13 protein-coding genes are annotated in these 14,935 nt (G+C 58.6%); 5 read left to right on the top strand and 8 right to left on the bottom strand.

What is annotated here, in order from left to right; all coding sequences use genetic code 11:
* The 5 genes from Q7T10_RS07795 to Q7T10_RS07775 form a co-directional block, all read right to left on the bottom strand.
* Positions 1-1,731: bifunctional diguanylate cyclase/phosphodiesterase (locus Q7T10_RS07795; RefSeq protein ID WP_304747322.1), on the bottom strand; the 1,731-nt coding region annotated here is incomplete at its 3' end.
* Positions 1,732-2,468: 737 nt separating this feature from the next.
* Positions 2,469-2,930, bottom strand: coding sequence for an SRPBCC domain-containing protein (locus tag Q7T10_RS07790; protein ID WP_304747321.1), 462 nt, complete (start codon positions 2,928-2,930; stop codon positions 2,469-2,471).
* A 2-nt stretch (positions 2,931-2,932) separates the two neighbouring features.
* Positions 2,933-3,442 carry an SRPBCC family protein gene (locus Q7T10_RS07785; protein ID WP_304747320.1) on the bottom strand — a complete coding sequence of 170 codons (510 nt, stop codon included), beginning with the start codon at positions 3,440-3,442 and terminating at the stop codon, positions 2,933-2,935.
* Positions 3,439-3,798 (bottom strand): helix-turn-helix transcriptional regulator, encoded by a 360-nt coding sequence (locus Q7T10_RS07780; protein ID WP_304747319.1) that lies wholly within the window; start codon positions 3,796-3,798, stop codon positions 3,439-3,441. Before Q7T10_RS07780 ends, Q7T10_RS07785 begins: the two co-directional genes overlap by 4 nt.
* Positions 3,799-4,182: 384 nt before the next feature.
* Complete coding sequence (locus Q7T10_RS07775; protein WP_304747318.1) at positions 4,183-4,605, bottom strand: MarR family winged helix-turn-helix transcriptional regulator; 423 nt, start codon at positions 4,603-4,605, stop codon at positions 4,183-4,185.
* 130 nt (positions 4,606-4,735) lie between these two features.
* Between Q7T10_RS07775 and Q7T10_RS07770 the strand changes: the two genes are divergently transcribed.
* Positions 4,736-6,643, top strand: a complete 1,908-nt coding sequence (locus Q7T10_RS07770; RefSeq protein WP_304747317.1) for an FAD-dependent monooxygenase — start codon at positions 4,736-4,738, stop codon at positions 6,641-6,643.
* A gap of 85 nt (positions 6,644-6,728) precedes the next feature.
* On the opposite strand, the gene gyrB is transcribed toward Q7T10_RS07770, so the two are convergent.
* The 3 genes from gyrB to dnaA form a co-directional block, all read right to left on the bottom strand.
* Positions 6,729-9,332, bottom strand: a complete 2,604-nt coding sequence (gyrB, locus tag Q7T10_RS07765; protein WP_304747327.1) for a DNA topoisomerase (ATP-hydrolyzing) subunit B — start codon at positions 9,330-9,332, stop codon at positions 6,729-6,731.
* Positions 9,333-9,437: 105 nt separating this feature from the next.
* Complete coding sequence (gene dnaN, locus Q7T10_RS07760; protein WP_304747316.1) at positions 9,438-10,544, bottom strand: DNA polymerase III subunit beta; 1,107 nt, start codon at positions 10,542-10,544, stop codon at positions 9,438-9,440.
* Between the two features lie 97 nt (positions 10,545-10,641).
* The gene (gene dnaA / locus Q7T10_RS07755; protein ID WP_304747315.1) at positions 10,642-12,054 is read right to left on the bottom strand and encodes a chromosomal replication initiator protein DnaA; all 1,413 of its coding nucleotides are present in this window, start codon (positions 12,052-12,054) and stop codon (positions 10,642-10,644) included.
* A 264-nt stretch (positions 12,055-12,318) separates the two neighbouring features.
* Here dnaA and rpmH point away from each other — a divergent pair, with 264 nt between their 5' ends.
* Genes rpmH through yidC form a run of 4 tightly spaced genes read left to right on the top strand, consistent with a single transcriptional unit; the run spans position 12,319 to position 14,935 of the window.
* Positions 12,319-12,453 (top strand): 50S ribosomal protein L34, encoded by a 135-nt coding sequence (gene rpmH / locus Q7T10_RS07750; RefSeq protein ID WP_066096666.1) that lies wholly within the window; start codon positions 12,319-12,321, stop codon positions 12,451-12,453.
* Positions 12,454-12,507: 54 nt separating this feature from the next.
* The gene (locus tag Q7T10_RS07745) at positions 12,508-12,954 is read left to right on the top strand and encodes a ribonuclease P protein component (protein WP_304747314.1); all 447 of its coding nucleotides are present in this window, start codon (positions 12,508-12,510) and stop codon (positions 12,952-12,954) included.
* A complete protein-coding gene (gene yidD, locus Q7T10_RS07740; RefSeq protein WP_304747313.1) occupies positions 12,951-13,223 on the top strand; it encodes a membrane protein insertion efficiency factor YidD in 273 nt (90 codons plus the stop codon). Before Q7T10_RS07745 ends, yidD begins: the two co-directional genes overlap by 4 nt.
* Complete coding sequence (gene yidC / locus Q7T10_RS07735) at positions 13,220-14,935, top strand: membrane protein insertase YidC (RefSeq protein ID WP_304747312.1); 1,716 nt, start codon at positions 13,220-13,222, stop codon at positions 14,933-14,935. The genes yidD and yidC overlap by 4 nt, the downstream gene beginning before the upstream one ends.

The raw sequence follows: 14,935 nt of genomic DNA, 5'->3' as shown, positions 1-14,935 counted from the left end.
AAAGTCGGCCTGGTGCAACTGGTTGGCACTGACGTTCACCGCCAAAGAGAGATGAGCCGTCTTCGGCTGGTTGGCCCATGTCGCCAGCTGGGCACAGGCCGTCTCCAGCACCCAGTGGCCCAGCGGCAGGATCAGGCCGGTCTCCTCGGCCAGCGGGATGAACTCGGCCGGTGACACCAGGCCACGCCGCGGATGCTGCCAGCGCAGCAGCGCCTCGGCACCCGTCAGGCGGCCCGCCTCGACCACCTGCGGCTGGTAGTACAGGACGAACTGCTGTTGCCGCACCGCCTCACGCAGGTCGACCTCCAGGGCCGCGCGCTCACTCACCATGGCCTGCATGGCTGGATCGAAGAAGCGCAGGGTATTGCGGCCGGCCGTCTTGGACTGGTACATCGCCAGATCCGCCTGCTTCAGCAGTTCATCAATGGAGGTCTGGTGACCGCTAAACAGGGTGACGCCGATGCTGGGGGTGCTGCGGTTCTCGTAACCGGCGAGCCGGTAGGGTTGATTCAGCGTGGCCAGGATCTTCTCGCCCACTGTTTCAGCCTGCGTCGCCGCTTCGTCGGGATTTTCACTCAGCCCTTCGAGCATCACCACAAACTCGTCGCCGCCCAGGCGCGCCACGGTATCACCCTCACGGACACAGAAGACAAGTCGTTGGGCCACCCGCTGCAGCAGCAAGTCGCCCTTGTCGTGACCGAGGGTGTCGTTCAGTGTCTTGAAGTTGTCCAGGTCGATCAGGAGCACCGCGCCGCGATGACCGCTTCGAGCGCTGTAAGGCAGCGCCTGCTGCAGCCGGTCAGCGAGCAGACGGCGATTGGGCAGCATGGTGAGGGCGTCATGGAAGGCCAGGCGATGAATCTCGGCGTGGGCCTGCTCTCTTTCGGTAACGTCACGAAAGCTCCAGACGCGGCCGACGATTTGCGCATCCAGACGCTGGGGTCGGGAATGTCGTTCCAGAAGCAGGCCATCCTTGAAACGCAGCGTGTCAGAGCTGGACAAATCGGGATGCGCATTCAGCTCCTGCACCTTGTGCAGAAAAGAGTCTGGATCGACCAGGTGCTGTGACACAAGATCCAGCAGGTCGCTGTGACTGTGGGCGTTCAGATAGTCCGGCGCAAGGTGCCAGAAGTCCAGGAAACGCTGGTTGTAGGTGACTACCTTGCCGTCGCTGCTCACCACCAGAATGCCATCGGTGGCAGCTTCGATCACGGCGCGTTGCAAGGATGCCGCTTTGCGCAAGTGGAGCACCAACTCGGGAATCGGCAGCAACACGAGCCCGATGGCGACCGCGCCGACGAACCACGCCGACACCAGCGGCGCTGGAAAATAAGGTACGGGTATCAGGTCGGCTGCCCGCAACGCGATGTACAGCAGCCAGGCGAGCAAATAACAGATGCCAAAGATGGCCGCCGCCCGGACATGAACCACGATGGCCAGCATCATCGCCATGACCACGGCGCCAGCGGTCGTCGGCGTCAAGCCTGCATAAATCAAGGCCACCATCACCAGCCACATCACCACCGCGAAGAATATGAGTGACTTCTCGGGTTGGCCACGGCGATTCATGCGCCACGCGATCACTATCGCAGAAATGATGACCAAGATGGCAGCAGCGCTGGCAGCCTTGCGGTAGAACACAAACGGCACGCCGATCGCCAGCAGGACCGTGCCGACGAAGAAAAAGATGCTGTAGAAACGGTTCAGCAGCGGGATGCTGGCAGAGAGCATGTTTCCTGGCGAACGGGGCATTGGGGCCAGGGAGTGAGACATCACGCCGGCCCCCATGTCAGCACTGACAGGCCAGTTTGATTTGAAGTTCTGAACTGCAACGCAACAGAAGTGTCGACGCTAGCAAAGCTTTGCCCTTTTTCGGTGTTCAGAAGCCATAGTGTTGCCGTATCTTCCATCGACAGAAAAAAGCGTTTCAAAAAGAGCCTTTCGCCTGAGATAGATTGTTCGTACTTCGCTCGAACACGCCAACCTTTTTGCACAAGTTAGAGTGGAATTGTAGGGACGTCTTCTGGTGGCCGCGCATTTCTCCAGCCCTTGCGGCTTTTAACTGCTTGCCCGAGACCGGAGGGTCAATACTGCTGGTCATGGCAGAAAAAATGAAGGCCCCAATCAAGGGGCCTTCATTTTTGTCTAAATAGACGCTATTTCTCAGCTGCGTCCTTGCTTGGAGCGACAGGTCTCTTTTGAGTGAACTTGACAGCCGCTTCTGCCAACTTCCGCTTGCGCTCCAGGTTGAGCCTTTCGAGCTCCGCGTGGTTGCTTTTCTTCATGTTGGGATCTTTACCGAATACGCCTGCCATAGTGATGATTCCTTTGGTTCAGTCTAACTGAAAACGCGCAGCGCAAGCCGCCACGACCCAATGGCTTACGCTTTCCAGTGGGTCCAGTATTCCAGTGCAACGCATCAGGTGGCGGCTGTGCCAAAGAGTTTTCCAGGCCCATACCTGCTTCGTTCATGACATGCGCTCCCTGATATACGCTTCAAGTTTCGCCAGGTGTTGTTTGCCACCCTCGATGGCGCCGTACTTTTCGACGACCTCGTCACGGGATTCCCTGCTGGGGAAAATCTGACGCAGGGTGATCAGGGTGCCGCCGGATGTTTCTTGCAGAGTGATGCTGGCCTCGAACCACATGCTTTTGCCGTCGCCATGGTCAAAAACCAGCTTGGACGGTGGCGTGATTTCCTTGAAAACGCAGTGATTGGGATAGCGCGTTCCGTCGGGACCCACCATGTCAAAAGTCCAGGCACCTCCAACCCGGAAATCCATGGTCACACCTTCGTTCCTGAAGCCGTCCGGGCCCCACCACCGGTCTTGGTGCTCGGGGACAGTCATGGCTGTCCAGACCAGTTCGCGCGCGAAGGGCACTTCCCGCTGCAGCACCAATTCGCGCTCGGATTCAATGGCTGTAGTCATGATCAGATACCTCGCTTGATCATTGCGACGAGTTGATCCAACGCCGTACCCCATCCGCCTTCAAATCCCATCGCCGCGTGCGTTTTGCAGCCAGCTTCGTCCGCATGAATAACGGTTGCGGTGTAGCGTGTACCCAGCCCATCGTCGGCCAATTCGATCATGGCGGTGAACATGAAATGGGTGTCATCGGAGCCGCATGTCGCGGTCACATTGCTGGGTCTGTATCCAGGCAGCAGGGCATTGGTCCATACCAACTTTTCATTGGGCACCACTTCGAGGTAGCAACCCGCATTGGGAAATTCAACTCCCTCCGGTGACTGCATCGTGGTCCGGAAAGCACCGCCCGGGCGCAAGTCGATTTCACATTCGATAGTTTTCCACGGCAATGGACAGAACCAGGGTTTAAGCAGTTCCGGCTCGGTCCAGGCGCGCCACACCAGAGTTCTTGGCACATCGACCACACGGGTAAAACTCAGGTCGAATTTCGAATTGAATTGATACGTTGGCTTCATGTTTCTTCCCCTTGTGTGGACGCGGGTTGCAGGGTGAGTAAATAGGCATCCAGACGATCCAGACGGTCTTCCCAGATTTGTTTGTACTGGCCGATCCAGTCCATCGCTTCCTTGAGGTGTTCACCTTCAATACGGCACGGGCGCCACTGCGCGTCGCGTCCTTTGGTTATCAGTCCAGCGGTGTGCAGTACTTTGATGTGCTTGGACGCGGCAGGCAAACTCATTGCAAATGGTGCAGCCAGTTCATTGACAGATGCTTCACCCAATGCAAGGCGCGCCAACATTGCCCTGCGCGTCGGGTCGGCCAAGGCGGCAAAGGTCGCACTCAGCGGGTCGATGGCAGCTTGTTGGTGCATGTGTACTGAATTCCTCTGCATTAAACCAATTAGTTAAATATAGGACCAGCTGCGAATATTGTCAACTTCAAGTGGATGTAATCGAGCACGCGGTTCGGTGACCAAGTTACGCAGAGTTGAACCGGTCGACCTCCTGCCTGAGTACTCCTCAAGGATCAAGTCATTGGTCGTGGTGTGATGACCAGGTCCCGACATTGGAATAATTTGCCGCAAAGCGGACATGGGGTTACAAAAACTGTTTCCTCTAAAAATGACGAGGCAGTTGCTGGCTTCGGTGCGCACCGCCTGGCGAACCGCGACCTTGGGCCTGCTCGGCGAGCCATCGCGGATCGGGCAGATGCAGCACCCCACAGCGACCGCAGACAGCGCGGTGCAGCTTCGACTTCAGCCCAGGCCGAGCGCCTTTTGCGCCAGCGCCAGGAAGACTTCGCGCTCTGCGGGTGACAGCAGCGCCAGGATGTCGGACTGCAAGGCGTTCACCACCGGCCGACAAGCAGCCAACAATTGCTCACCCCCGTGCGTGAGGTGAAGCCGGCGCGCCCGACGATCCTGAGCGCTGACCACACGCTGCACGAGCCCCTTGTGCTCCAGGCGGTCAATCACACCGCCGATCGTGGCACGGTCGAAGCTGATGATCGCGGCCAGGCTGGCCTGGTCAATGCCGGGATCCTGGGCGATGGCGTCGAGCGCTGCAAACTGCACCGAGGTCAGGTCGAAGCCCGCGCCCTGTGTCTGTGTCTGGAAGATCTGCGTCGACTGCTGATGCAGGCGCCGGATCAGGTGTCCGGCCATCTCGATCCTGTTCATCCGTGCCTCCATTTGTTTCATACCACGCCCTGTCTTACCGGCTTATTGTCCGCTTGACAAAGATAGTATGTATGCATATCATATGTTATCTTACTACAAACAACCTGGCAAACCGCATTAAGGAGACACTATGCAGTACCACGTCAACGGCTTCCACCCCGGAGACCCCGATGTTCTCCCGGCAGCTCCGGGCCACCGCCGCCCGGGCGACCCGTTGCCGGCCACGGTGGACGTGTTGATAGCCGGCTCGGGGCCGGCCGGCCTGTGCCTGGCCGCCCAGCTCGCCCGCGTGCCGCAGATCAGCACCATGTTGGTCGAACCCAAGCTGGGGCCGATGGAAAAGGGCCAGGCCGACGGCATCAGCGTGCGCTCGATGGAAATGTTCCAGGCCTTCGGATTTGCCGAGAAGGTCATGCGCGAGTCGGTTTGGATCAACGAAACCACCTTCTGGTCGCCCGGTGCGGACGCGCCCCTGGCTCGCGTCGCCCGCGTGCAGGACGTGCCTGACGGCACCTCCGAGATGCCCCATGTGCTGATCAACCAGGCGCGGGTGCACGACATGTTCCTCGACGTCATGCGCCGCTCGCCTACCCGGCTGGAGCCCGACTACGGCCTGAAGGTGGCTGACCTGGTGATTGACCCCACCGCCGCCGAATATCCCGTCACCGTCACGCTGGAGCACACTGCCCCTGGCCGCGAGGGCCAAACCACGAAGCTGCGCGCCAACTACGTCATCGGCTGCGACGGTGCACGCTCGAACGTGCGCAGCGCAATCGGCGGGGCGCTGCACGGCGACGCGGCGCACCACGCTTGGGGCGTGATGGATGTGCTGGCAGTCACCGACTTCCCCGACTGGCGCATGAAGTCCTTCGTGCGCTCGCGGGACGAGGGCATCCTGATGGTGCTGCCCCGCGAGGGTGGTCACTTGGTGCGCCTGTACGTCGAGCTCGACCGTCTGGGCGAACACGAGCGTGCCGCCGACCGTGGCATGGACGCCGAGGACATCATCGCTAAAGCGCAGCGCATCTTCAGCCCGTTCGAACTGGACGTGAAGGACGTGGTCTGGTGGTCGATTTACGAGATCGGTCACCGCCTGACCGACAAGTTCGACGACGTACCCGAGGACCAGGTTGCCACGCGCGCGCCGCGCGTGATGCTGGCCGGCGACGCCTGCCACACCCACAGTCCCAAAGCCGGGCAGGGCATGAACGTGTCGATGGGCGACACCTTCAACCTCGGCTGGAAACTGATTTCGGTCCTGACCGGCCGCACCGCCCCTGCCCTGCTGCACAGCTATTCCGGCGAACGGCGCGCCGCGGCAAAGGGCTTGGTGGAGTTCGACCACAAGTGGGCCCGCGTCGTCGGAGCCCGTGCCGAGGATGACGCAACAGACGGCCTGCCCCGCGTGGCGCGGGAGTTCATCAACAATCTGCCCTTTACCTGCGGCCTGACCGTCCAGTACGAACCCAGCGCACTGACAGGTGCGCACACGCATCAGTACCTCGCTACGGGCTTCGACATTGGCAAGCGCTTCCATTCCGCACCTGTCGTCCGGTTGGCCGACGCCAAGCCCATGCACCTCGGCCATTGCATCGAGGCTGATGCGCGCTTCCGCCTGTTCATCTTTGCCCCCGCGGACGACGCAGGCGGCCAGGGCCGCGCCGTCGCCAGGCTGTGCGACTGGCTTGAACACGACCCGGCCTCACCGGTGCGCCGCCATACCTTGTCAGGGGAAGACGTGGATGCCGTGATCGACATCCGCGCGGTCTTCCAGCAGGGGTTCCGCGCGCTGGACTTCGGTACCATGCCCACGCTGCTGCGCCCGCACGTGGGCCGCTACGGGCTGTGCGACTACGAGAAGGTCTTCTGTGCCGACTTGAAGCGGGGCGAGGACATCTTCGAGTCGCGTGGCATCGACCGGGCCGCAGGCTGCATGCTCATTGTCCGCCCGGATCAGTACGTGGGCCATATCCTCCCGCTGCATGCCCGCGATGACCTGACGGAGTATTTCGCCGCCATCCTGCGAGTGCGCGGCTGAGAAGCCAACGCATCGCAGGCGTTCGCCAGATCGCTGAGGACGGAAATCAAAGATCCCCTCGGATCTTCTTCCAGTGCCAACAAAGCTAGATGTCGATATTCCCGGCCCGAAGCGCGTTGGTTTCGATGAACTCACGGCGTGGCTCAACTTCATCGCCCATCAGCATGGTGAAAACACGGTCGGCTTCAATCGCATCGTCGATTTGTACTTTGAGCAAGCGGCGCACTGTCGGGTCCATGGTGGTTTCCCATAGCTGTGACGGGTTCATCTCGCCCAGACCCTTGTAGCGTTGACGGGAGGTGGCGTGTTCCGCTTGTGCAATCAACCAGGCCATGGCCTCGCGGAAGTCGGACACTTTCTCTTCCTTTTGGCGCTCGCCCTCACCGCGCATGACTTTGGCCCCCTCGTTTAGCAAACCTCTGAACGTGTTCGCCGCCTCTGCCAGTGCCGCATAGTCGGCGCCATGGACAAAGTCCTGCGTCAGCACGCTACTCTTGACGTTGCCATGGTGACGGCGGCTGATGCGCAGAATCGGTTTGTCAGTGCGCACGTCAAATTCGCCAGCCACTTCGGCATCGGGCAGCTTGGCTTGCAGCGCGGCGGCAGATAGTTCTGCATCGGCCACGGTGTCGAGGTTCAGGGCGACGCCGTCGGCCACCGAACGCAATGCTTCGGCATCCATGAAGTTGCGCAGACGCGCAATCACGGCTTGTGCGACCTGGTGTTTGCGTGCCAGCTCGGCCAGGGTGTCGCCGCTGATCGTTGTTCCGTTGTCGCCACCGGTGTGGACGGATGCGTTGATCAGCGCAATGCGCATCAGGAAGGTGTCCAGCGCTGGGGCGTCTTTCAGGTAGAGCTCTTCCTTGCCGGCCTTTACCTTGTACAGCGGTGGTTGCGCAATGTAGATATGGCCACGCTCCACCAGTTCGGGCATCTGGCGGTAGAAGAAGGTCAGCAGCAGCGTGCGGATGTGCGCGCCGTCGACGTCGGCGTCGGTCATGATGATGATGCGGTGGTAGCGCAGCTTGGCGACGTTGAAGTCGTCATTGCCGGTGGTGCCTCCCGCCTTGCCGATGCCGGTGCCCAAAGCGGTGATGAGCGTCAGAATTTCATTGCTGGTCAGCAGCTTTTCATAGCGGGCTTTTTCCACGTTCAAGATCTTGCCGCGCAGCGGCAGGATGGCCTGGAATTTGCGGTCGCGCCCCTGCTTGGCGGAGCCACCGGCGGAGTCGCCCTCGACGATGTAGATCTCGCACATCGCCGGGTCTTTCTCCTGGCAATCGGCCAGTTTGCCGGGCAGGCCCATGCCGTCCAGCACACCCTTGCGGCGCGTCATGTCGCGGGCCTTGCGGGCGGCCTCGCGGGCGCGGGCGGCTTCGATGATCTTGCCGACGATGATCTTGGCGTCGGCCGGGCGCTCCTGCAGGTAGTCGTACAGCAGCTTGCTGACGATATCTTCCACCGGTCCGCGCACTTCGGAGCTCACGAGTTTGTCCTTGGTCTGGCTGCTGAATTTGGGCTCGGGCACCTTCACGCTGAGCACACAGGTCAGGCCTTCGCGCATGTCGTCGCCGGTGACTTCGACCTTGGCCTTTTTGGCCAGTTCGCTGTCATCTATGTACTTGTTGATGACGCGCGTCATGGCGGCGCGCAGTCCGGTCAAGTGGGTACCACCGTCACGCTGCGGAATGTTGTTGGTGAAGCACAGCACCTGCTCGTTGTAGCCGCTGTTCCATTGCATGGCCACTTCGACGCCGATGTTGGTGTTCTGGTCACTTTGGCGGTCGCCCATGGCGTGGAAGATGTTGGGGTTCAACACCGTCTTGCCTCTGTTGATGAAGTTGACAAAGCCTTTGACGCCGCCTGCGCCCGAGAAGTCGTCCTCCTTGCCGCTGCGTTCGTCCTTGAGGCGAATCCGGACGCCATTGTTCAAGAAACTCAGTTCGCGCAGACGCTTGCTCAGGATTTCGTAGTGAAAATCATTGTTTTGCTGGAAGATGTCGGTGTCGGGCAGGAAGTGCACCTCGGTGCCGCGTTTCTCGGTATCGCCAATCACCTTCATGGGCGACACTTCGACCCCGTTCACCATCTCGGTAATGCGGTTCTGCACAAAGCCCTTGCTGAACTCCATGACATGCACTTTGCCATCACGCCGGATGGTCAGGCGCAGCATTTTGCTCAGGGCATTGACGCAGCTCACGCCAACCCCGTGCAGGCCGCCGGAAACCTTGTAACTGTTCTGGTTGAACTTGCCACCCGCGTGCAACTCGGTCAGGGCAATCTCAGCCGCCGAACGCCTGGGTTCGTGTTTGTCGTCCATCTTGACGCCGGTCGGAATGCCGCGCCCGTTGTCGACCACTGACACCGAGTTGTCGGAGTGGATGGTGACCAGAATGTCGTCGCAGTGGCCGGCCAGCGATTCGTCAATCGAGTTGTCCACCACTTCGAACACCAGATGGTGCAGGCCGGTGCCGTCAGACGTATCGCCGATGTACATGCCGGGACGTTTGCGCACCGCCTCCAACCCTTCCAGAATCTGGATGGAGCCTTCGCCATAGGCCTCGGAGGCACCGGCCTGATGGGCATCAATGGTGGGCTGGAAGTTGGAGCTGTCGGCTGTACTTTCGCCCGTGTGCACGTCGGCCTCACCGTTTTCGGGGGTCGGAACTGGCTTGTTTTCTTCGGTCATGGCTAACTTCTCTAACGATTTCTCAAACTCTTGAATGACCAAACCCGCAATGAACTTCTCGTTCATCGCGGGTTCGGGCTTTGTATTGCTACAAACTTTGCGGCATCAAATCCGCATCGGCATCACCACATATTTGAACGTGGCGTTGTCAGGGATAGTGAACAGGGCCGAGCTGTTGCCGTCAGACAGTTCCAGCTTCACCATGTCCTGGCTCATGTTGGCCAAGGCATCGATGAGATAGGTCACATTGAATCCGATCTCGATGCTGTCGCCACCGTAGTCAATGTCCAGCTCGTCCACCGCCTCTTCCTGCTCGGCATTGTTGGATGCCACACGCAAGGTGCCGGGGTCAATGTTCAGACGCACACCCTTGAACTTGTCGCTGGTCAGAATGGCGGTGCGCTGCAGCGTGGCCAGCAGCGCGCTACGGCCCAGCGTGATGCTGTTCTTGTGGTTCTTGGGGATAACGCGGTTGTAGTCAGGGAACTTGCCTTCGACCAGCTTGGTGACGAACTCCATGCCGTCAAAGCTGAACTTCGCCTGGTTGTTGGCAAACTGCATCTCAATGGCGCCCTCCTTGTCAGAGAGCAGGCGCTGCAGTTCGATGACGGTCTTGCGGGGCAAAATAACCTCTTGCTTGGGCACGTCCACGTCCAGCGTGGCCGAGGCAAAAGCGAGCCGGTGGCCGTCCGTGGCCACCAGGCTGAGTTGTTTGCCTTCGGCGACGAACAGAATGCCGTTGAGGTAATAGCGAATGTCATGCACGGCCATGGCAAACGACACTTGACCCAGCAGATCTTTCAGCGTCTTCTGCGGCACGCTGAACGCCGGGCCGAAGTTGGCCGCCTCCTGCACCAGCGGAAAGTCCTCGGCCACCATGGTTTGCAGGGTGAACTTGCTCTTGCCGCCCTTGAGAATGAGCTTGGCTGCACTTGACTCCAGTGACACCGTCTGATCCGACGGCATCGTGCGCAAAATATCAATCAGCTTGCGCGCGCCCACCGTCGTGGTGAAGTTGCCTGTATCGCCGTCCAACTCAGCCGTAGTCCGGATCTGGATTTCGAGATCGCTGGTGGTGAGCTGCAAAGAGGAGCCCGTCTTGCGAATCAACACGTTGGCCAGAATGGGTAAGGTATGCCGGCGCTCGACGATACCTGCTACCGATTGCAGTACCGATAGCACTTTGTCTTGTGTTGCCTTCAGGACGATCATGTCAACCTCTTTTTAAGTATCTTCAGTTCAAATCAATAACGGACAAGGGGAGCAAATTGCTGTCAAAGCCACCATTTTCCCCTTTTTCTACCCACAATCAGCCTTTGAGCGTCTGTTCCAGCACGTGAAGTTGCTGGTTCAGCTCGGTCATTTGCTGGCGCTCGCCACCAATCTTGCGCACGGCATGCAATACGGTGGTGTGGTCGCGTCCACCGAACAATTCTCCAATTTCCGGGAGACTCTTTTGTGTCAGTTCCTTGGCGAGATACATCGCGATCTGGCGCGGCCGGGCAATGCTGGCAGGCCGCTTCTTGGAATACATGTCCGCAATTTTTATTTTGTAGTAGTCCGCGACCGTTTTCTGGATGTTTTCCACCGAAATCTGGCGGTTCTGGATGGAAAGCAGGTCCCGCAGGGCCTCACGTGCCAGCAGAATCGAGATTTCTTTCTGGTTGAAGCGCGAGTACGCCAGGATTTTGCGCAATGCGCCTTCGAGTTCGCGCACGTTGGAGCGCACATTTTTGGCCACGAAGAACGCCACTTCTTCAGGCATCTCAATGCCCTCAACGCGTGCCTTGTTGATCAGAATTGCAACCCGCATTTCCAGTTCGGGTGGCTCAATAGCCACCGTCAGCCCGGAATCAAAACGCGACACCAAGCGCTCGTGGATATCCGTCAGGCCCTTCGGGTACGTGTCACTGGTCATCACAATATGTGACTTCTTGGCCAGCAATGCCTCGAATGCATTGAAGAACTCTTCCTGGGTACGTTCCTTGTTGGCGAAAAATTGAACGTCATCTATCAACAGAAGATCAAGAGAATGGTAGCGCTCCTTGAATTCGTCAAAAGTCTTGCGTTGGTAAGCCTTAACCACATCCGATACGAACTGCTCAGCATGGATGTAGAGAACTTTGGCCGTCGGCCTGTCGGCGAGCAGGCGGTTGCCCACGGCATGCATCAAGTGGGTCTTGCCCAGACCCACGCCACCGTAAATGAAAAGAGGGTTGTACAGGTGCCCCGGCATGCCGGCAACATGCATGGCCGCCGCACGCGCCATGCGGTTGGCCGTGCCTTCAATCAGAGTGTCGAACGTCAGGGCTGAATTGAGCCGGTTCTTGAGACTGTTTGCGCTTCGATCGTCCCCCAGTTCGGTTGAGTCCTCCATCGGGATGGGTTCAACCGAACGCTGAAGTAAATGGCTTTTGGCAATAGGCTCTCGCGGAGCAAGCGCTAACTCCATCTGGATGGACTGGCCTGAGAATTTCTCCAGCAGACTGGAAATACGATTGCTGTATTGAGCCCTGATCCAGTCCAGCTTGAAGCGGTTCGCGACAAAGATGGTGACTTTCGAGAGGTCGTCCGTGACCTGCGCTGACAAGGGTTTGATCCAGGTGTTGAACTGCTGATCCGGCAGTTCCTGCGCCAGTTGGTCGATACAGGTTTGCCACAGGCTCTGTCCAGCGCCATCGCCTGCAGAACCAGGTTGGCTGGCGTATTGTCCCTCAGTCATTATTCGTATCAGCTTCTGTGGATAGTTATGGATTACCGAACGACTAATTATAATTTATCAAGAATTTATCCACAAGCTGCAAAAACCGTCAGAAGCATCAGTATTACTGCTTCTATGCACCGTAAGGTGTTGCCGGGATTGAGAAAGTTTGCGATAATCGCCGGTTCCCCTGATTGACTTGGGGGAGACAAGACAGCGGCCCACTCTTTTTCAGTAGTTCTTTAACAGTGGCGGGCCGTCTTTGAGCCCTTTAGGATTTCCAAAATGAAACGCACTTACCAACCCTCCAAGATCAAACGCGCCCGCACTCACGGTTTTCTGGTTCGCATGAAAACCCGTGGCGGCCGTGCCGTGATCAACGCTCGTCGTGCCAAGGGCCGCAAGCGCCTGGCTGTCTGATTCTGGCGACCTGCATCGCGCGCCGCTGATTCGCTGTTCTGGCGCCGCTTCAAATTGCAGCGACTGAAGACACGTAGCCAGTTTCAGGCGGTGCTGGCTGGCGGCACCGTGGGGCGGACGCCCCATTTCGCGTTGCATCGTGCTTCACTTGAAGCTCCCGTTGTCATGCAAAAGTCCTCTGCGCCTGCGGCGACGCCGGTAGCGGCGCTCTTTGTCGTCCACGATCTGTGGATGGGTGCCATGGTGCCCAAGCGCTGGGCCAAACGAGCCGTTACGCGCAATGCCATCAAACGTCAGATCTACAGCGTGAGCGCCGATTTCGATGCTGCGCTTCCCGTTGCGGCCCACGTGGTGCGTTTGCGCGCCAGTTTTGACCGCAAGGAATTTACCAGCGCTACGTCGGACGTGCTCAAGGCCGCCGTTCGCCATGAGTTGCAGCAACTATTTGCAGGTGTCACTGCACGGTCGCCTGCAACCGCCAGGCAGGACGGCGCAACATGATGAAGGCCTTGTTGATCGCCTTGGTCAAGGGCTACCGTTTGCTGCTCAGTCCGTGGCTGGGCTCGTCCTGCCGGTTCGAACCCACTTGTTCCGCCTATTCGTTGCAGGCTCTGCAGACGCACGGCGCCGCGGCGGGCAGTTATTTGACTCTGGCGCGTATCGCACGTTGCCATCCCTGGTGTGCGGGCGGGCATGATCCTGTACCCACTGAAAAACCCCGGCTCTTTACCCAGCTGATTCCATCTTCCACTGAAAAGAAGTCTTCATGAACGATATTCGCCGCACCATTTTGTGGGTGATCTTTGGCTTTTCCATGGTATTGCTATGGGATCAATGGCAGATTTACGGTGGCAAGAAAGCCACGTTCTTCCCGGGCCCGACTACAACGGCTGCACCCGCCAATACGCCGGTGGCGGCGTCTAGTGTCCCAACGGGGGTTCCTGCTATGAATTCAGTAGCAAGTGGCGCACCAATCGCGGGAGCTGCAGCCCCAATCGTATCAGCGCCTGAGGCGCCCGCCGCACCGCGTGAGCGCGTGGTGGTGACGACTGATGTGTTGAAGCTGACGTTTGACACGGAGGGCGGTTCGCTCGTACATGCCGAGTTCGTAAAACATATTGACATGGCCGACAAGACCAGAAACTTCGTCCTGCTCGATGACAGCAAAGACCGTGTTTACATGGCGCAAACCGGTCTGATTGCCGGCGCGGCCGGGGGAGCTTTCCCCACGCACAAGACGCTCATGAACGTGGTGCCAGGAGAACGCACCCTGAAAGACGGCAGCAAAGAGCTGGTGGTTCGATTTGAATCGCCTGAGTTGGGAGGTGTGAAGCTGGTGAAAACCTTCACTCTGACCCGTGGTAACTATGCCATCGCGGTCAAGCACGAGGTGCTGAATGGCGGTGCCGCCGCCGTGTCGCCGCAGTTGTACCTGCAACTGGTGCGCGATGGCAACAAGCCACCGGGAGAGTCTTCCTTCTATTCCACATTCACTGGTCCGGCGGTTTACACCGAGGCGATGAAATACCAGAAAGTGGAATTCAGCGACATTGAGAAGAACAAAGTCGACATCGAAAAAACAGCGGAAAACGGCTACGTGGCCATGGTTCAGCACTACTTTGCCAGCGCATGGTTGCTGGGCGATGGCATCAAGCGCGATCTGTTCATGCGCAAGGTCGACACGAATCTTTATTCCGTTGGCATGATTACACCGCTGGACAATATTGCGCCTGGAACGAGCCGAGCCGTGGAGGCGAAGTTCTTTGCCGGGCCGCAGGAAGAAAAAGTACTGGAATCTCTGGCCCCCGGACTGGAACTGGTCAAGGACTATGGCTGGCTCACCATTCTGGCCAAGCCACTGTACTGGCTGCTCGACAAGTTGCACAGCTTTATTGGCAACTGGGGATGGTCCATTGTCGCTCTGGTGCTGTTGCTGAAGGCGGCCTTTTACTGGCTCAACGCCAAGGCTTATGCCAGCATGGCCAAGATGAAGGCGGTCAACCCCAAGATTACGGAGATGCGTGAACGCCTGAAGGACAACCCGCAGCAGATGCAACAGGAGATGATGCGCATCTACCGCGAAGAAAAAGTCAATCCGATGGGGGGTTGTTTCCCAATCATGATCCAGATCCCGGTGTTCATCGCCTTGTATTGGGTGTTGCTGTCCAGCGTCGAGATGCGCAATGCACCATGGGTTCTGTGGATTCATGATCTGTCGTCGCCCGATCCCTTCTATATTTTGCCGCTGGTCATGACGCTGACCACGGTGCTGCAGACAGCGCTCAATCCTGCGCCGCCAGATCCGATGCAAGCCAAGTTGATGTGGTTCATGCCGCTGGCATTCAGCGTGATGTTCTTCTTCTTCCCTGCTGGTCTCGTGCTGTACTGGATTACCAACAACATCCTGTCGATTGCGCAGCAGTGGATCATCAACACCCGAATGGGTGTGCCACCGCAGTTCAACCTGCCCAAGTTCAAGTAA

Origin of the sequence: Rhodoferax sp. (assembly GCF_030646845.1) — a bacterium.
Lineage (GTDB): Bacteria > Pseudomonadota > Gammaproteobacteria > Burkholderiales > Burkholderiaceae_C > Rhodoferax.
Note: the sequence above shows the minus strand (reverse complement) of the source record. Positions and strands in the feature narration are given on the sequence as shown.

Excerpts from the sequence above, each read along its gene's own strand:
- dnaA (WP_304747315.1), bottom strand. The coding sequence starts at position 12,054 with ATGACTGAGGGACAATACGCCAGCCAACCTGGTTCTGCAGGCGATGGC.
- Q7T10_RS07770 (WP_304747317.1), top strand. The coding sequence starts at position 4,736 with ATGCAGTACCACGTCAACGGCTTCCACCCCGGAGACCCCGATGTTCTC.
- dnaN (WP_304747316.1), bottom strand. The coding sequence starts at position 10,544 with ATGATCGTCCTGAAGGCAACACAAGACAAAGTGCTATCGGTACTGCAA.
- Q7T10_RS07775 (WP_304747318.1), bottom strand. The coding sequence starts at position 4,605 with ATGAACAGGATCGAGATGGCCGGACACCTGATCCGGCGCCTGCATCAG.
- Q7T10_RS07785 (WP_304747320.1), bottom strand. The coding sequence starts at position 3,442 with ATGAAGCCAACGTATCAATTCAATTCGAAATTCGACCTGAGTTTTACC.
- Q7T10_RS07790 (WP_304747321.1), bottom strand. The coding sequence starts at position 2,930 with ATGACTACAGCCATTGAATCCGAGCGCGAATTGGTGCTGCAGCGGGAA.
- Q7T10_RS07780 (WP_304747319.1), bottom strand. The coding sequence starts at position 3,798 with ATGCACCAACAAGCTGCCATCGACCCGCTGAGTGCGACCTTTGCCGCC.
- gyrB (WP_304747327.1), bottom strand. The coding sequence starts at position 9,332 with ATGACCGAAGAAAACAAGCCAGTTCCGACCCCCGAAAACGGTGAGGCC.
- rpmH (WP_066096666.1), top strand. The coding sequence starts at position 12,319 with ATGAAACGCACTTACCAACCCTCCAAGATCAAACGCGCCCGCACTCAC.
- yidD (WP_304747313.1), top strand. The coding sequence starts at position 12,951 with ATGATGAAGGCCTTGTTGATCGCCTTGGTCAAGGGCTACCGTTTGCTG.
- yidC (WP_304747312.1), top strand. The coding sequence starts at position 13,220 with ATGAACGATATTCGCCGCACCATTTTGTGGGTGATCTTTGGCTTTTCC.